Annotated in this window: 17 protein-coding genes; 14 read left to right on the top strand and 3 right to left on the bottom strand. The window is 65.8% G+C overall.

Features of this window, described 5'->3' with window-relative positions:
• Nucleotides 1–145 precede the first annotated feature (145 nt).
• Entirely contained in the window at nucleotides 146–928 is a 783-nt protein-coding gene (locus ACFWVD_RS07360; protein WP_379241156.1) for a crotonase/enoyl-CoA hydratase family protein, read from the bottom strand.
• Nucleotides 929–1,008: 80 nt separating this feature from the next.
• Here ACFWVD_RS07360 and ACFWVD_RS07365 point away from each other — a divergent pair, with 80 nt between their 5' ends.
• Together ACFWVD_RS07365 and ACFWVD_RS07370 are read left to right on the top strand one after the other, a co-directional pair.
• On the top strand, nucleotides 1,009–2,652 hold the full coding sequence (locus ACFWVD_RS07365; RefSeq protein ID WP_379241157.1) for an acyl-CoA synthetase: 1,644 nt from the start codon (nucleotides 1,009–1,011) through the stop codon (nucleotides 2,650–2,652).
• A 192-nt stretch (nucleotides 2,653–2,844) separates the two neighbouring features.
• Nucleotides 2,845–2,994, top strand: coding sequence for a hypothetical protein (locus ACFWVD_RS07370; protein WP_379241158.1), 150 nt, complete (start codon nucleotides 2,845–2,847; stop codon nucleotides 2,992–2,994).
• 45 nt (nucleotides 2,995–3,039) lie between these two features.
• Here ACFWVD_RS07370 and ACFWVD_RS07375 read toward each other — a convergent pair whose 3' ends face one another.
• Both ACFWVD_RS07375 and ACFWVD_RS07380 read right to left on the bottom strand, forming a co-directional pair.
• A complete protein-coding gene (locus tag ACFWVD_RS07375; protein WP_379241159.1) occupies nucleotides 3,040–4,152 on the bottom strand; it encodes an acyl-CoA dehydrogenase family protein in 1,113 nt (370 codons plus the stop codon).
• A 16-nt stretch (nucleotides 4,153–4,168) separates the two neighbouring features.
• A complete protein-coding gene (locus ACFWVD_RS07380; RefSeq protein WP_379241160.1) occupies nucleotides 4,169–5,362 on the bottom strand; it encodes an acyl-CoA dehydrogenase family protein in 1,194 nt (397 codons plus the stop codon).
• A 175-nt stretch (nucleotides 5,363–5,537) separates the two neighbouring features.
• On the opposite strand from ACFWVD_RS07380, the gene ACFWVD_RS07385 reads away from it, so the two are divergent.
• From ACFWVD_RS07385 to ACFWVD_RS07440, 12 genes are all read left to right on the top strand, one after another.
• A complete protein-coding gene (locus tag ACFWVD_RS07385) occupies nucleotides 5,538–5,726 on the top strand; it encodes a ferredoxin (RefSeq protein WP_379241161.1) in 189 nt (62 codons plus the stop codon).
• A gap of 43 nt (nucleotides 5,727–5,769) precedes the next feature.
• On the top strand, nucleotides 5,770–6,672 hold the full coding sequence (locus ACFWVD_RS07390) for a 3-oxoacyl-ACP reductase (protein ID WP_379241162.1): 903 nt from the start codon (nucleotides 5,770–5,772) through the stop codon (nucleotides 6,670–6,672).
• Between the two features lie 368 nt (nucleotides 6,673–7,040).
• Nucleotides 7,041–7,805, top strand: coding sequence for an MlaE family ABC transporter permease (locus tag ACFWVD_RS07395; protein ID WP_379241163.1), 765 nt, complete (start codon nucleotides 7,041–7,043; stop codon nucleotides 7,803–7,805).
• Nucleotides 7,805–8,656 (top strand): MlaE family ABC transporter permease, encoded by an 852-nt coding sequence (locus tag ACFWVD_RS07400; protein ID WP_379241164.1) that lies wholly within the window; start codon nucleotides 7,805–7,807, stop codon nucleotides 8,654–8,656. Before ACFWVD_RS07395 ends, ACFWVD_RS07400 begins: the two co-directional genes overlap by 1 nt.
• A gap of 4 nt (nucleotides 8,657–8,660) precedes the next feature.
• The gene (locus ACFWVD_RS07405) at nucleotides 8,661–9,860 is read left to right on the top strand and encodes an MCE family protein (RefSeq protein WP_379241166.1); all 1,200 of its coding nucleotides are present in this window, start codon (nucleotides 8,661–8,663) and stop codon (nucleotides 9,858–9,860) included.
• The gene (locus tag ACFWVD_RS07410) at nucleotides 9,857–10,885 is read left to right on the top strand and encodes an MCE family protein (RefSeq protein WP_379241167.1); all 1,029 of its coding nucleotides are present in this window, start codon (nucleotides 9,857–9,859) and stop codon (nucleotides 10,883–10,885) included. The genes ACFWVD_RS07405 and ACFWVD_RS07410 overlap by 4 nt, the downstream gene beginning before the upstream one ends.
• Nucleotides 10,878–11,945, top strand: a complete 1,068-nt coding sequence (locus tag ACFWVD_RS07415) for an MCE family protein (RefSeq protein WP_379241168.1) — start codon at nucleotides 10,878–10,880, stop codon at nucleotides 11,943–11,945. Before ACFWVD_RS07410 ends, ACFWVD_RS07415 begins: the two co-directional genes overlap by 8 nt.
• Entirely contained in the window at nucleotides 11,942–13,204 is a 1,263-nt protein-coding gene (locus tag ACFWVD_RS07420; RefSeq protein ID WP_379241169.1) for an MCE family protein, read from the top strand. Before ACFWVD_RS07415 ends, ACFWVD_RS07420 begins: the two co-directional genes overlap by 4 nt.
• Nucleotides 13,201–14,421 (top strand): MCE family protein, encoded by a 1,221-nt coding sequence (locus ACFWVD_RS07425; RefSeq protein WP_379241170.1) that lies wholly within the window; start codon nucleotides 13,201–13,203, stop codon nucleotides 14,419–14,421. The genes ACFWVD_RS07420 and ACFWVD_RS07425 overlap by 4 nt, the downstream gene beginning before the upstream one ends.
• Nucleotides 14,418–15,821, top strand: coding sequence for an MCE family protein (locus ACFWVD_RS07430; protein ID WP_379241171.1), 1,404 nt, complete (start codon nucleotides 14,418–14,420; stop codon nucleotides 15,819–15,821). Before ACFWVD_RS07425 ends, ACFWVD_RS07430 begins: the two co-directional genes overlap by 4 nt.
• Nucleotides 15,818–16,666 carry a hypothetical protein gene (locus ACFWVD_RS07435; RefSeq protein ID WP_379241172.1) on the top strand — a complete coding sequence of 283 codons (849 nt, stop codon included), beginning with the start codon at nucleotides 15,818–15,820 and terminating at the stop codon, nucleotides 16,664–16,666. The genes ACFWVD_RS07430 and ACFWVD_RS07435 overlap by 4 nt, the downstream gene beginning before the upstream one ends.
• On the top strand, nucleotides 16,663–17,148 hold the full coding sequence (locus ACFWVD_RS07440; RefSeq protein WP_379241173.1) for a h domain protein: 486 nt from the start codon (nucleotides 16,663–16,665) through the stop codon (nucleotides 17,146–17,148). Before ACFWVD_RS07435 ends, ACFWVD_RS07440 begins: the two co-directional genes overlap by 4 nt.
• Nucleotides 17,149–17,174: the final 26 nt, after the last annotated feature.

A 17,174-nucleotide genomic window follows, 5' to 3' on the forward strand; every position in this document is an offset into this window, starting at 1 on the left:
GGTGCAAGAGCTGCGCCCGCTTTTGGGTGGGTCTCCCCTAAGCACCCACCGCCCCCCCCCCCCCCCCCGGGCCGCTACCGCCGCTGCGCGGCGGACCCTCCCTATGGGTCGGGTGTGGGGGCTGGGAGTGCGGTAGGTGGCGGATTTATGTGCCGGTGAAGTTGGGCTTGCGCTTTTCTGCGAAGGCTCGGGGGCCTTCCTTGGCGTCGGCTGATTTGAATACTTCGATGCCGATCTTCGCTTCGATGGGGAATGCCTCGTTCTCGGGCATGGCCTCGGTTTCGCGCAGGGTGCGCAGCATTGCCTGGACGGCGAGAGGGCCGTTGTCGGCGATCTGGGCTGCCAGGGCCATGGCCTTGTCTAGGGCGGTTCCGTCGGGGACGACGTGGCCGATCAGGCCGATCTCCTTGGCCTCGGCGGCGGTGATATGTCGACCGGTCAGCAGCAGATCGGCGGCCACGGTGTACGGGATCTGTCGGGCCAGGCGCACGGCGGAACCGCCGAGCGGGAACAGGCCCCAGCGGGCCTCGGAGACGCCGAACTTGGCGCTTTCCCCGGCCACGCGCAGGTCGGTGCCCTGCAGGATCTCGGTGCCACCGGCAATAGCCGGGCCCTCGACCGCCGCGATCAGCGGCTTGGCCAGTCGCCGCCCTTTCAGCAGCGCGGGGAGGTAGGCCGGGTCCCAGCTGCCGGCGGAGGCGGTGTCGCCCGGATGCTGCGAGCTCATCGCCTTCAGGTCCATCCCCGCGCAGAACGCGCCACCGGCACCGGTGAGGATCGCGACGCGGATGTCGGGATCGCCGTCCACCTGATCCCAGGCGTCGCGCATGATCGCCATCATCTCCCCGGACAGGGCGTTGCGCGCCTCGGGGCGGTTCATGGTGACGATGAGAACGTGGTCACGCTTCTCGACCAGACAGTGAGCCATGGGACAGATCTCCTCAACAACGTTCGGTCGCATTCGCCGAAAACCTTGTCAGAAACAGTAACACGTTCTATTTTTGACCTGTGAGCTACAACATAGCCGATCTCGTCGAACATGCCGTCGACTTGATGCCCGACCGGATCGTGCTGGTCGGCGAACATCGAGAGTCGACCTACGCCGAACTGGAGGAGCGGGCCAACAAGCTGGCCCACTACCTGCTGGAACAGGGCGTTCGACCAGGCGACAAAGTCGGAATCTATTCCCGCAACACCGTCGAAGCCGTCGAGGCGATGGTGGCGATCTTCAAGGCGCGGGCGGTGATGATCAACGTCAACTTCCGCTACGTCGAGAACGAACTGCTGCACATCTTCGACAACTCCGACATGGTCGCGCTGATCCACGAGCGCCGCTACACCGACAAGGTGGCGGCCGTTCGGGACAAGGTGCCTGCGCTGAAGACGGTGATCGTCGTCGACGACGGCACCTCTGCCGAAACCCCCGCAGACACCGTCGAATACGAAGCGGCACTGGCCGATTCGTCAGGCGAACGCGACTTCGAGGAACGCTCGCCCGACGACCTCTACATGCTCTACACCGGCGGCACCACCGGCCTGCCCAAGGGCGTGATGTGGCGGCACGAAGACGTGTGGCGCGTGCTGGGCGCCGGCATCAACTTCGTCACCGGCGAATACACCAAGGACGAATGGGAGCTGGCCAAGATCGGCGCGGCCAACCCGCAGATGGTGCGCTTCCCGATCCCGCCGATGATCCACGGCGGCTCCCAGTGGGCTACCTTCCACAGCCTGTTCGGCGGCGGCAAGGCCGTGATGATCCCCGAGTTCAGCGGACACAAGGTGTGGCAGGCCGTGGACAAGCACGGCGTCAACCTGATCTTCATCACCGGCGACGCGATGGCCCGCCCGATGCTCGACGCCCTGGCCGAAGGCAACCCGGAAACCGGTGCACCCTACGACCTTTCGACCCTGTACGTGCTCGCCAGCAGCGCCGCCCTGTTCTCGCCCGCACTCAAGGACAAGTTCCTCGAGGTGCTGCCCAACCGGATGATCTCCGACTCCATCGGTTCCTCCGAAACCGGCTTCGGCGGCCTGTCCCTGGTCTCCAAGGGCGCCAACCACACCGGCGGGCCCCGGGTGAAAATCGACGCCGCCACCCAGGTGCTCGACGAGGAAGGCAATCCGGTCGCGCCGGGCTCCGGCGTCGTCGGCCTGCTGGCCCGCAGCGGACACATCCCGTTGGGCTACTACAAGGACGAGGTCAAGTCCGCGGCAACGTTCAAGGAGTTCAACGGGGTTCGCTTCGCCATCCCCGGCGACTACGCCCGCGTCGAGGAAGACGGCTCGGTCACCATGCTCGGCCGCGGCTCGGTGAGCATCAACAGCGGCGGCGAGAAGATCTACCCCGAAGAGGTCGAGGGCGCCCTCAAGGCACACCCGGATGTCTTCGACGCGCTGGTAGTCGGCGTCGAGGACGAACGCTGGGGCCAGCGAGTCTGCGCGGTCGTCCAATGCCGCGGCGAAAACCGCCCCACCCTGGCCGATTTGAAGCCGGTTCTCGCCAGCGAGATCGCATCCTACAAGCAGCCCCGCAGCCTGTGGTTCGTCGACGAGATCAAACGCTCGCCCGCGGGCAAGCCCGACTACCGCTGGGCCAAGTCCCAAACCGACGAGCGCCCCGCCGACGAACACGCCGAAGCAGGTTCGGCCTAGCCCCACGATCAAGATCACCAGGCTGTGGTGGTTTTTCCTACTCGGCCGATGTTTGCGCCATAGCCTGGTGATCACTCGTCCAACACCTAACCCCGTCCGGCAGCGTCGCCGGACGGGGTGTTCTGCGTCCACGGCAACCGGTTCGGCTACGACTTCATCGACGTAGTCGGATCTCGGCGATATCGTTGATACGTGGAGCAGCCTGCGGAAACAGCAGTCAGCGAGCGTGACCGTCGGTTCGATGAGGCGGCCACCGATGTGCTGCGAATCAGCGAAGAGTTGAGTCAGCGACTGGCGCGGGATTCTGGTGACACTGTGATCGGCAGCGACGACGAGGGTTAGGCCCGTACGGAGTTTGTCCGTACGGGCCTGCGTTAGGGTTTGGGGCTAGCTCGCGAGTTCTGCGCCCAGGGCTAGGAGGTGGGGAGTTGCGCCGCCCAAGGCGAATTCTTGGTGTTTGGCGGCGGTGAAGTAGTTGTGGAGGGTGTGGTCTCGGTCTATGCCCAGTCCGCCGTGGATGTGGACGGCGGTGTGGGCGACCTGGTGGCCTGCTTCGGCGGCCCAGAATTTGGCTATGTGGATGGACTCGGTGGCGGGGAGGTTTTCGGAGACTCTCCAGGCTGCCTGGGTGACTGTCAGGCGGAGGCCGCCGATTTCTATGTAGGCGTCGGCTAGGCGTTGGGCTACTGCTTGGAAGGCGCCGAGGGGTTTGCCGAATTGTTCGCGGGTGCGGGTGTGTTCGGCGGTGAGGTCGAGGGCTCGTTCGAGGGTGCCCAGTTGGAGGGCGGACAGGCCCAGCCAGGCTTGTTCGCGGAGCCAGGGGAGGATGTCGGCGTCGAGGGTGCCGACCAATTCGGCTGGGGTGTCGGTGAATTCGACGAGGAATTCGGGGCTCAGGTCGACGACCTGCTGGGCGGTGCGGGTGACCGAAGTGTGGGTGGGATCGACCAGGAAGACCGCTGTGCTGCCGGAGATGGTGGCGGGCACCAGAATTCGTGCGGCTCGGTCGGCGTAGGGGACGGTCGTCGCGCTACCCGTCAGTGTGAAGGCGCCGCGCTGCGAGTCAGCGTTGTCGGCCGTGTCCCGAGCGAGGATGCCGGGTGCGTCGGTGGTGGCGCGTAGGTCCTCTGCGAGTGCGGCGGTGAGCACGATCTCGCCGGTGCCTGCTCGCGCCGCCAGCTGCTGCTGCGAGGCATCACCGAACTTCGCCAGTGCGCCCGCGCCGACGACGATCGACCACAAGTACGGCACCGCGGCGACAACGTGGCCGAGTTCGCGCAGGATCGCGGTCTGTTCGAGGGCGCCGAAGTCGCTGCCACCCAAAGCTTCTGGAAGAGCGGCGGCGAGGATGCCGGTTTCGGCCAGGGCCTTCCACAGCGGTTCGTCGAAGCGGCCGGGGGCGTCCAGTTCACGCAGACGATCGGCGGTGACGAGCTTGGCGCAGATTTCGCCGGTCAGGCGGGCGAGGTCGGTTTGGGCCTCGGTGGGAGTGAAATCCATGGGGGGATACCGGCTTTCAGCGGGCGGAGGCGGGCTGGCGGAGGGCGGTCATGGCGATGATGTCGCGTTGGACCTCGTTGGTGCCGCCGCCGAAGGTGAGGATCAGTGCGGCGCGGTGCATGCGCTCGAGTCGGCCGAGCAGCACGGCGCCGGGGGAGTCCTGGCGCAGGTAGGCGTGCGGGCCGACGACTTCCATCAGCAGGCGGTAGGCCTCGGTGGCGAGTTCGGTGCCGTAGACCTTGCACGCGGAGGCGTCCCACGGTTTCGGCGCGGCTTCACCGCCCTGGTCGGCGCGGCTGGCGATTTCCCAGTTCAGGAGCTTGAGGTACTCGACTTTGGCGTGCACGCGGGCCAGGTTCAGCCGCACCCACTCCTGGTCGATCAGGCGCTTGCCGTCGGAACCGGTGGTCGAGCGAGCCCACTCCACCGTCTGCCCCACCGCCAGCGACAGCGGCCCGGCCGAGGTCAGCGCGACGCGTTCATGATTGAGCTGGTTGGTGATCAGCGACCAACCGCCGTTTTCCGGCCCGACCAGCGACGACGCGGGCACCCGCACATCCTGGTAATAGGTGGCGCTCGTGTCGGGCCCGGCCATCGTGTGCACCGGCGTCCACGAGAACCCCTCGGCATCGGTGGGCACGATGAGCATGCTGATGCCCTTGTGCTTCTTGGCATTCGGATCCGTGCGCACCGCCAACCAGATGTAGTCGGCGTAGGCGATCAGGCTGGTCCACATCTTCTGACCGTTGATCACATAGTCGTCGCCATCGCGCACCGCCGAAGTACGCAGTGCCGCAAGGTCGGTGCCCGCGCCCGGCTCGGAATAGCCGATGGCGAAGTGCAATTCACCGGCGGCGATCTTCGGCAGGAAGAACTTCTTCTGCTCCTCGGAGCCGTACTGCATGATGGTCGGCGCCACGGAGTTCAGCGTGAGGAACGGGACGGGCGCGCCCGCGATGGCCGCCTCCTCGACGAAGATCAGCTGGTCCATCGTCGTACGGTCTTGTCCGCCATACTCTTTCGGCCAGCTCAGCGTGAGCCACCCGTCGCGCCCCATGTCGCGCACCACATCGCGATACACCGTGCCCGCACCGTATTCGCCGGTCTGCATGCTCAGCGCCGCGCGCCGCTCCGGTGTCATCAGCCCGGCGAAGTATTCGCGCAGCTGCGCGCGCAAAGCTTCCTGTTGCGGCGTATACGCGACGCGCATGCTTCCTACCTCCTGGAAAGGGACGGCGGGGCGCAGGGAATGAGCCCCGCCGAAACCGATCATTGCACACCAACTGGAACATGTTCCAGTATTGGTACTCATCGGGCTCCGGTTCCGCCGCGCGGACCGGGCTCGCTGGGTTAGTGTCGCCAGGACCGTGTGGAAGGAAGTTCTCATGAAGATCATCGTCGATTTCGACCGTTGCGAAGCCAACGGCGTGTGCGTCGGAATCGCCCCTGACATGTTCGAACTCGACGACGACGATCAGTTGACCGTCCTCGAGGGCGATGTCGCGCCCGATCGCCTCGCCGAGGCGGAGGAAGCGGTGTCGCAGTGCCCCAAGGCGGCGCTGAGGTTGGCGTGATTGCCTCTTGTCCGATGGTGGAACACGTTCTAGAGTCCGCTGCATGAGTGTGACGCAGATTTCACTGGCCGGCCGGGTCGCCATCGTGACCGGCGCGGGTGCGGGCCTCGGCCGTGCCGAAGCGCTGGCGCTGGCCGCGGCGGGCGCGGCGGTGGTGGTCAACGACCTCACCGAGGACGCGGCCGCGGAGACCATCGCCGCGATTCGCGAGCTCGGCGGCAAGGCGGAATTCGTCGGCGGCTCCATCGCCGAACGCGCCACCGCCGACGCGCTCATCGCCACCGCGCAGGAATCGCTGGGTGGCCTCGACATCGTGGTCAACAATGCGGGCATCACGCGAGATCGCATGCTATTCAACATGTCCGACGAGGACTGGGACGCGGTGATCGCGGTGCACCTGCGCGGACACTTCCTGCTGTCGCGCAATGCCGGTGCCTACTGGCGGGCGAAGTCCAAGGCCGCGGGCGAACCCGTCTACGGCCGCTTGATCAATACCTCTTCGGAGGCAGGGCTTCTCGGCCCTGAAGGCCAGGCGAACTACGGTGCGGCGAAGGCGGGCATCACCGCCCTCACGCTCACCGCCGCACGGGGATTACAGCGATATGGCGTGCGCGCCAACGCAATCTGCCCGCGCGCCAGGACTGCCATGACCGAGTCGGTCTTCGCCGATGCTCCTGAGGGCGCTGTCGATCCGCTGGCTCCCGAGCATGTCGCCAAGCTCGTCGCCTACCTGGCGTCGCCGGCCGCGGACGCGGTCAACGGTCAGGTGTTCGTCGTGTACGGCCCGATGGTGGCGCTGATGGCCGCGCCGACCGTCGAGCAGCGTTTCGATGCCGCAGGTGACGAGTGGTCCGAGACCGATCTCGCCGCCACGATCGGTGGCTATTTCGCAGACCGTCCCGCCGACCACACCTTCTCCGCGCGCGCCCTGCGCGATCTGGGCTGACCTGCCCGTGGCCTCGGTCGGACCCGCCTACGGGCTCGGTCCGACCGGCCCGTGGGTGGTTTGCCCGAAGTTGGCCCGCTAGCTGCGAGCAAGCACCGGTCTACGCCGATCTGTTGAACGCCGGTCCAGGTATTGGTAGACATGATCGTCGGGGTGTGTGGCGCCTCACAGGAGGGCGGCGGATGTTGATAAGTATCCGTTTCAGTTTGAACGGCGAACTACCAGAAAAACTCCTGGTCTAAGTCTTCGGATATAGCAGACATTACCGGGAACGTGTTCTAGTCTTTGGACAGTCTTCAGATCGGGGTGGCGGTGGAGTACGGATACGCGGACCAATCGGGCCGCCCGTCGAACGAGGAGGATTCGGTATGAACAACCTCCTTGCTGTCCCGTTGCGGGCGGTCGGCGGATTCTTCGAACTCGGCGCGGAAGTGGCTCGCGCCGCGGTCCGCAGGCCGTTCCAATGGCGCGAATTCGTCGACCAGTCCTGGTTCGTGGCCCGCGTATCGATCGTGCCCACGCTGCTGGTGGCCATCCCGTTCACCGTGCTGGTGGTGTTCACCCTCAATATCTTGTTGCGCGAAATCGGCGCCGCCGACCTCAGTGGCGCGGCGGCCGCGTTCGGCGCCGTCACGCAGGTCGGCCCGATCGTCACAGTGTTGATCGTGGCGGGCGCGGGCGCTACCGCCATCTGCGCCGACCTGGGCGCACGCACGATTCGCGAAGAGATCGACGCGATGAAAGTCCTCGGCATCGACCCGGTCAGCCGACTGGTCGTGCCGCGCGTGCTGGCCTCGATGTTCGTGGCGCTGATGCTCAACAGCCTGGTGTGCACGATCGGCATCGGCGGCGGGTTCGTGTTCTCGGTGTTCCTGCAGGGGGTGAATCCGGGCGCGTTCGTCAACGGGATTCCGCTGCTGACGAGCTTCTCCGAACTGATCATCTCCGAAATCAAGGCCGGCCTGTTCGGGCTGATCGCCGGAATGGTCGCCTGTTATCTGGGCCTGCAGGTCAAAGGCGGGCCCAAGAGCGTCGGCGACGCGGTGAACCAAACGGTGGTCTTCGCGTTCATGGCGCTGTTCGTGGTGAATGTCGTGGTCACCGCGATCGGCCTGAAATTCACGGTGCGGTGATGGCGTTCATAGTTCGCAGCAAGTTCCCGCGTACGGTCCGCCGTTTCGATCGACTGTCGAAATCGACCGACGCCCTTGGTAATCAGGCCATCTTCTATGTGAAGGCCCTGGCGTCGGTGCCGCGCGCGCTGATCCACTACCGCACCGAGACCATCCGGCTGATCGCCGAGATCAGCATGGGCAGCGGCGCGCTGGCCGTGATCGGCGGCACCGTGGTGATCGTCGGATTCCTCACTCTCATGGCGGGCGGCACCATCGCCGTGCAGGGGTACAGCTCGCTGGGCAATATCGGTGTCGAGGCGCTGACCGGGTTCTTCGCCGCGATGATCAACGTGCGCATCGCCGCACCGGTGATCTCCGGCATCGGCCTGGCCGCCACCATCGGCGCCGGCGCGACCGCCCAACTGGGCGCGATGCGAGTGGCCGAGGAGATCGACGCACTGGAATCGATGGCGATTCGGCCGGTGCCGTTCCTGGTCGGCACCAGGGTGTTGGCGGGCATGATCGCGATCGTGCCGCTGTACGCCCTGGCGGTGATCGCGTCGTTCATCGCCAGCCGCTTCGCGACCGTGGTGATCTACGGCCAGTCCGCCGGCGTCTACGACCACTACTTCTCCACGTTCCTCATCCCCAGCGACATCCTGTGGTCGTTCGCGCAGGCCATTGTGATGGCGCTGGCGGTGATGCTGATCCACACCTACTACGGCTTCCACGCCGCGGGCGGACCGGTCGGCGTCGGGATCGCGGTGGGCAACGCGGTGCGGTCCTCGCTGATCGCGGTGGTCACGGTGACACTGCTGATCTCGCTGGCCATCTACGGCACCTCCGGCAACTTCCACCTTTCGGGATAGCGGGATGAACTCTTCACGGATCGTCGCCGCATTGCAGGGCGGGCTCGGGCGCAAGCTCGCCGCGCTGACAATGGTCGGGCTGCTCGTCGGGGGCGCGGTGTTCGCGCTCGCGCTGTTCCAGGGCGCGTTCACCACCACCGCGCAGGTGCTGGTGCAGGCGCCGCGGTCGGGCTTGGTCCTCGACCCTGATGCCAAGGTGAAGGTGCGCGGGGTCGAGATCGGCCGGGTCGCGGACATCAACTGGCGCGATGACAGTGCGCAGTTGGTGCTCGAGGTGGACCCCGAACAGTTGAAGCTGGTGCCCGCCAACGCGGGTGTGGATATTCGCTCGACCACGGTGTTCGGTGCCAAGTACGTGAACTTCGTTGTCCCGCAACAGCCTTCGTCCGGTTCGTTGAAGCCGGGTGCGACGGTGGCGGCCACTGCTGTGACGGTGGAGTTCAATACGCTGTTCCAGCATCTGTCCGACGTGTTGGCTCAGGTGGAGCCCGAGAAGCTCAACGCGACGTTGACTGCTTTGGGTACGGCTCTGCAGGGGCGCGGGGACAAGTTCGGCGATCTGCTGGTTCGCTCGGATCGGTACCTGCGGGAGATCAACCCGTATCTGCCTACGCTGCAACAGGATCTGGCCAAGACGGGGCAGGTGACCGATATCTACGCCGATGCGTCCGGGGCGTTGTTACGGACTGTGGACAACGCGACGGTGACCTCGAATACGTTGTCGGAGTTGCAGGCTCAGCTCGATGACGTGTTGGTGAATGTGATCGGGCTGTCCGACACCACCGGTTCGGTGTTGCGGGAGAACGAAGCCAACCTCGTCACCGCCCTGGACCTGCTGCGCCCCACGACCAGCCTGCTGTTCGAATACGCGCCGGCGCTGAGCTGCATCATCGACGGTCTCGGCCCGATCATGCCGTTGGCCGAGGAGATGTTCGGAGGGGTCTTGCCCGGTGTCGGCATGAACACCAACTTCATGTTCGGCGACAAGCCCTACACCTACCCCGACGACCTGCCCAAGGTGAACGCGACCGGCGGCCCGCACTGCGACGGCATTCTCAACCGCGTGCCCGAGAGCCACGCGAACTACGTGGTGACCGACACCAACCAGGGTGCGCCCTACACGCCCCGCACCGGATCGCCGGAGTTCAACGGCCCCAAAGTTTTCCAGCTGTTGCTGGAAGGAATGCCGGGAGCGACACGGTGAAGAACACGGCGACGACGGTCAAGCTGGCGATCTTCACCGTGGTGATGACTCTGGTGTTCGCGGGTCTGGCGATCGTGCTCAGTCAGGCACGTTTCTCCAGCGAGAACGGCTACAAGGCGGTGTTCACCAGTTCCTCGGGCATGCTGCCGGGAGCGAAGGTGCGGATCGCCGGTGTGCCGGTCGGCTCGGTCACCTCGGTGAAGGTCGGCGACGACGATCTCGCGCATGTCGAGTTCGATGTGGACACCAAGTACTCGGTGCTGTCGAGCACAAGGCTGGCGATCAAGTACGAAAACCTCGTCGGTGACCGGTATTTGGAGCTGAAGGAAGGGCCCGGCTCGCCGCGTGCACTGCCCGACGGTTCCACCATCGGTAAGGAACAGACCACGCCCGCGCTGGATCTGGACCTGCTGCTCGGCGGTTTCAAGCCGCTGCTGCGCGGCCTGGATCCCGGCCAGGTCAACGACCTGACCTCGGCGCTGCTGCAGATCTTCCAGGGCCAGGGCGGCACGCTGGTCTCGCTGCTCAACAGCGGCGGCAGCTTCTCCAAGACACTCGCCGACCGCGACGCTCTGATCGGCAGCGTGATCGACAACCTCAACACGGTGCTGGCCACCATCGACGATCGTGATCAGCAGTTCACCACCACGATCGACGAATTGCAGCGCCTGGTCAGCGGATTGGCCGCCGAACGCGATCCGATCGGCGACGCACTGCCTCGAATCGCCGGTGCGACAAAGGAGATCAACGACCTGCTGACCACCGCGCGTCCGGATCTGCGCAACACCATCGAGCAGACCGGCAGACTGGCCACCAATCTCGACAACGGCTCCGACGACATCCAATGGGTGCTGAACAAGCTGCCGGAAACCTATAAGCAGCTCATCCGCATCGGCGCCTACGGCTCGTTCCTGCAGCTGTACGTGTGCGGCACCAACTTCCTGATCGACGGCCCCAACGGACAGCCCATGGAAGTCAAGATGCCGGGTCTGCAGGCCACCGGAAGGTGCACGCCCAATGAGTGAGAAGAAGTCGTCGACCGTGACCATCGGCATCGTCGGCATCGTGCTGGTGGTGACGATCTCGCTGGCCACGCTGCAGTACACCAAGCTGCCGTTCCTTCGTTCCGGCGCGACCTTCACCGCGCACTTCGTCGACGCGGGCGGCCTGGTGCCGGGTGACCCGGTGCACGTGGCCGGCGTGCGTTCGGGCGAAGTCGATCAGGTGGCTCTCGACGGGCCCAAGGTGCTGGTGAAGTTCACTCTCGACGAGTCGATTGTGCTGGGCCAGAAGACATCCGCCGCGATCAAGACCAACACGGTCCTCGGCCGCAAGTCCCTGGAGGTCGTGCCGACCGGGCTGGGCGCGCTGCGCACCGCCGACACCATCCCGCTGGACCGCACCACCTCGCCGTACTCGCTCAACGAGGCGCTGTCGGACCTGGGCGCGACGGTGCGCGACCTCGACATGGACCAGGTCGACCAGACCCTGGACACGCTGTCGGCCGCCTTCGCCGACACACCGGGCCCGCTGCGCACCGCCCTGGACGGCGTCACCGCACTGTCGCGCAGCATCAACACTCGCGACCAGGCACTGACCGACCTGCTCGGCCGGGCCCAGAACGTCACCAGCATCTTGGCCGACCGCAGTACGCAGCTGAATGCGCTGCTGCTGGACGGCAACAACCTGCTGGGCGAACTCGACAGCCGCCGTGCCGCGATCAACCAGCTCATCGTCTACGTCGACTCGGTTGCCAAGCAGCTGTCCGGGCTGGTCGCCGACAACGAAGCGCAGATGAAACCGACGCTGGACCGGCTCAACTCGGTGCTCGGTCTACTGCAGCGCAACAAGCAGAACCTGCGGGAAGCGCTGGAGAACCTCGGCCCCTACGCCTCGGCGCTGGGTGAGCAGGTCGGCAACGGCCCGTGGTTCAACGCCTACGTGGTGAACGCGACCAGTACCGAGCTTCGCCCGCTGGTCGACGCGCTGGTCTGGCCCGAACACCTGCCGCAGGACATGATCGACATCTTCACGCATCCGGCGCCGCCGAGCATCGTGCCTTCCGAGGAGGATCCGCCGCGATGAACATTGCATCGACAGTGCGTGGCGTGCCACGTTGGACCCTGGCCGTGGCCGCGGTGGTGATCGTCGCGCTGGTCGCGGTCGGGGTGTACAGCGGTCTCGGGATCGGCAAGACCAAGATCACCGCGGCCTTCCCCTCCACCACCGGCCTGTACGCCGGTGACGAGGTGCGGATGCTCGGGGTGCGGATCGGCACGATCGACGCGATCGAACCGGGACAGGGTCGGGTGCAGGTGCGAATGACCGTCGACAGCGGCGTCGACCTGCCCGCCGACGCTCGCGCGGTACTCATCGCACCCTCGCTGGTGTCGGCCCGTTTCATCCAGCTCGCACCCGCCTATACCGGCGGCCCGAAAATGGTTGATGGAGCGCAGATTCCGATCGAGCGCACCGCAGTGCCGGTCGAGTGGGACGACATCAAGGCCGAATTGTCGAATCTCGCGACGGCTCTCGGGCCCGTCGGTGACGACCCGCAGGGGTCCTTCGGCCGCTTCGTGAACACTGCCGCTGACAATCTCGACGGCAATGGACAAAAGTTCCGTGACACCCTGCGTGAACTGTCTGCGACACTGAATACGTTGTCCGACGGGCGAACTGATCTCTTCGGCACTATCCGCAACCTGCAGAAGTTCGTCGAGGTGATCTCGGCCAGCAACGAGCAGATCGTGCAGTTCGGCGGACGCCTCGCCTCAGTGGCCTCGGTGCTAGCCGGGGCTTCGGCTGAGCTGGGTGCGGGACTGGACAGCCTGGATGTGGCGCTCGCTGACGTGAAGCGCTTCCTCGAAGGCAGCGGCGCTGAGCTCACCGACGGTGTCGAGCGGCTCGCCGACGTCACCCAGACACTGGTCGACAAGCGGCCTGAGCTGGAACGAGTGCTGCATTCCGCGCCGACCGCGCTGGTGAACTTCTACCAGATCTACAAGCCGGCCCAGGGCTCGCTCACCGGCGCTGTGTCGCTGAACAACACGGCCAATCCGCTGAGCTTCCTGTGCGGTTCCATCCGGGCACTCGAGCACAACGACTCGGACCGCTCGGCGGATCTGTGCGCGGAATTCCTTGCCCCGGTGATCAGTTCGCTGGCCATGAACTACGCGCCGATCATGCTCAACCCCGCCAGCAGCGTGACGGCCTTCCCCGACCAGTTGGTATACAGCCCGCCGAGCCTGGCCGGGCAGGCGGAACCGGATGCGCCGCCGGTGATTTCGCCGGTGACCGTGCCGAACGGTCTTGCCGGACTTGCGGTTCCAGGAGGACAGCGGTGAAGCGGATAATCTCCGGGCTGGCAGTGGGTGTCGCGGTGACACTCGGTGCGACCGGCTGTCAGTGGGACGGACTGAACTCGCTACCCATGCCGGGCTCCGAGGGTGCTGCGCCCGGTTCGTACACGGTGCGCATCCAGATGCCCAATGTGACTACGCTGACGCGGAATTCGCCGGTTCGGGTGGATGACGTCGAGGTCGGCAATGTCACCGGGATCGATGTCGAGGGCTGGCACGCGCTGGTCACGGTCTCGTTGAATCCCGAGGTGAAGTTGCCCGCCAACGCGATCGCCAAGATCGGCCAGACCAGTCTGCTCGGCAGCAATCACGTCGAGCTGTCCGCGCCGATCAACACGCCCGCCCAAGGCCAGCTGCGGAACAACGATGTGATCCCGCTGGAGCGGGCCGGGGCTTTCCCGACCACCGAGCAGGTGCTGTCGTCGCTGTCGGTGGTGCTCAACGGCGGCGGCATCGCCCAGCTCGAGACCATCACCAGGGAGATGAACGCGGCGCTGCACGGTCGCGAAGCCGAGATCGCCGACCTGCTGCCCCAGCTCAACGAGCTGACCACCGGCCTGGACAAACAGACCGGCAGCATCATCGCCGCGATGAACGGACTCGACCGCCTCGCAGGCAACCTCGCCGACCAGAAAGACGTGCTGGCCCGCGCGATCGAGCAGATCCATCCCGCGCTGACCGCACTCGCCGACCGCACCGCCAACATCACCAGGGCGGTCACCGCGCTCGGCGAACTCAGCGACGTCAGCGAGCGGATCATCCAGACCAGCGGCGACGATCTCAAAGCCAACCTGGCAAGTCTGGGCCCGGTGCTGGAAACCCTGGCCGATACGGGCACCAACCTCATCGCGTCGCTGCGCATCCTGCCGACCTTCCCGTTCCCGATCAAGAACATCGGCAACGCGATCAAGGGCGACTACCTCAACCTCTTCATCACCGTCGACATGACCGGCAAGCGCCTGGACAGCAACTGGCTCACCGGCACCCCGTTGGGCGGGCGCTTCGGTGGCGTCGAAGGCGTGCTCGGCAGTTTCGCGCCGTCGACCGCGACCGACGCGGGCGACCCGACCAAGCTCCCGGCCGCACCCGCGCCCAGCGCGGCACCCACGCCCACCTTGCCCGGACTCCCGTCCATCCCCGGCCTGCCCGCCATCCCCGGAATCACCGTGCCGCTGCCCGGCCAGGAAGGGACGGGACGATGAAACTCACCAAGTTCGTCCACGTTCAGCTCGCGGTCTTCGCCGTGCTCACCGTGATCGGTCTGGTCGTGATGGGCGGCACGTATGTGCAGCTCCCCGCCATGTTCGGGATCGGCCGATACAACGTGACGGTGCAGCTTGCGGCCACCGGCGGGCTGTACCCGACTGCGAACGTCTCCTATCGCGGCACCAATATCGGCAAGGTCGAGTCGGTTCGGCTCACTTCGGCCGGGGTCGAAGCGGATCTGTCGATCGACAGCGACTACAAGGTGCCGTCGGACTCGACCGCCTGGGTGCGCAGTGTGTCCGCGATCGGTGAGCAGTACGTCGACCTGGTGCCCGAGCCCGACGCGGGCTCATCCAACCTGCGTGACGGATCGGTGATTCCGGTGCAGCGCACGAAGCTGCCCCAGGATGTCGGGTCGCTGCTCGATCAGACCGACAAGCTGCTGTCGACCGTCGCAGATACCCGGCTGCGTCAGGTGATCGACGAGGCGTTCAAGGCGTTCAACGGAGCGGGCCCGGACCTGCAGCGGTACATCGACTCGGCGGCTTTGCTGGTGCAGCAGGCCGAGACCGATGTGGAGCCGACCAAGAAGCTGCTCGATCAGATCGGGCCACTGCTGGACACGCAGATCCAGTCCGATGCCAACATTCGTTCCTGGACGACAGATCTCGCAATCGTCACCGACCAATTGCGCGCGCACGATCCCTCGCTGCGAAACCTGCTACACAACAGCCCCTCCGCGATGCAGAAGGTGAACGAACAGTTCCAGAGCCTGCGCCCGACCCTGCCGCTGCTGATGACCAACCTGGTCAGTCTCGGTCAGGTCGGCGTGACGTATCACGCTGGTATCGAACAACTCCTGGTTGTTTTCCCGCCGTTGATCGCGGCACTGAAGACCGTCATCCGCGGACCGACGAGGTACGGCGTGATGGTCGACTTCATGACAGTGGTCAACGACCCGCCCGCCTGCACCACCGGCTTCCTGCCCGCCGACCAATGGCGGCAGCCCAGTGAGTTCACGCCCATGGACACTCCCGAGGGGCTGTATTGCAAAGTGGCACAGGACTCTCCGATTCAGGTGCGCGGTATTCGCAACTCGCCGTGCATGGAGTACCCCGGCGTCCGGGCGCCCACCCCCGAACTGTGCCGAACCGGGTACGTGCCGCAGGGCACCAACCCGCCGTTCGGCGCGCCGCAGCCGGTAGCCCCGGCCTCGGCACCGATCGGCGCGCACAACGACGGGGTTACCCCCGCCGCCGCGCGCCCCTATGATCCGTCCACCGGTACCTATCTGGGCACGGACGGTCGCACGTACCGCCAAGGTGATGTCGCCGCCGATGGGTCGGGCACGGTGCCCGCCAGTTGGCAGGCGATGTTGGAGGAGCAGCAGAGATGAGTGACAACAGCAACCGGCGTCCGCGTCGGCGCGCAGCACGGTCGGCGGGTCCGCCGGTGGGGGATGTGAGGGGCGTGGAGGTGGCGGTCGATGAGTCGTCCACGGCTGCAACTGAACTGGTGAAGTCCGATGTGACGGTGAAGGGTGAGGTGGCAGCTGTCGGTCATGCGAAGGACGACGTGACGGCTGCGGCTGGTCCAGCGAAGGACGATGTGGCAGCTGCGAGTCAGCCGGCGAAGGACGATGGGCCGGCTGCTGTCGGTCTGGCGAAAGACGCCGATGCGACTGTCGTGGAGCTGACCGAGTCCGAGGATGCCGACGAGGAGTCCGACGACCTCGACGAAGAAGACGAGAAGCTGACGAAGCTGGGGCAGATCATCGGGCTCGCCGCCGCCGCTGTGCTGGTGTTGGCACTGGTCGTCGGCGCCACATTCACCGCGTTGGCCGCCCGCTCGGCCGGTCAGGACGAGGACCTGCGCGCCCAGTACACCCAGACCGCCCGGCAGGCCGTGATCAACCTGACCACCATTCGCGCCGACTCCGCCAAGGAGGACATCGACCGGATCCTGTCGGTGGCCTCGGGGGAGTTCAAGACCGAGTTCGACGGTCGGGTGGATCCGTTCATGGATGTGGTGAAGCAGGCGAAGGTGGTGTCCAGCGGCGAGGTCGTGGAGTCGGGGATCGAGTCCGTCGACGAGAACTCGGCGAAGGTGCTGGTTGCCGCGAAGCAGATGGTGAGCAATACCGGGTCGGCCGAACCGCAGGCGCGGCAGTACCGATTCCGGATCACGGTGTCGAAGGGCGATGCCGGAATGACTGTGTCGAAAGTGGAGTTCGTGGGATGAGCAAGCGACTGAGAGTTGTGTTCGGTGTGCTCGCGGCGGCGGGGTTGGTCGCGGCTGTGGTGTTGGGTGTGAGTGGGTTTCGGCTGTGGGAGCAGAGCAAGGTCGAGCAGGCGCGCACGGATGCGATGAGCACCGCCGGGCGCACGGTGAGCGCGATGTTCACCTATGAACCCGCCACCGTCGACACCGAATTGCCCAGGGCGGCAGACAATCTCACTGCGGAGTTTCGCACCGAGTATTTGGAGCTGATCGAGCAGGCCATCGCACCGGGCGCCAAGGAGAAGCAGCTCACCGTCAAGGCCACGACCCAGGCGGAGGGTGTGGTGTCGGCCGAGCCGGAGCACGCGGTGGTGCTGCTGTACCTGAACCAGCTGACCACCAGCAAGGACTCCCCGCAGGGCGCCACCTCGGGCAGCCGGGTCCGGGTGACCCTGGATAAGACCGACAATCGCTGGTTGGTCGCCCAGGTCACCCCGATCTGACCGCCTGGTGATCAATCGTCCAGGAT

The organism is Nocardia sp. NPDC058666 (assembly GCF_042714895.1).
In the GTDB taxonomy this organism is placed as follows: Bacteria; Actinomycetota; Actinomycetes; order Mycobacteriales; family Mycobacteriaceae; genus Nocardia.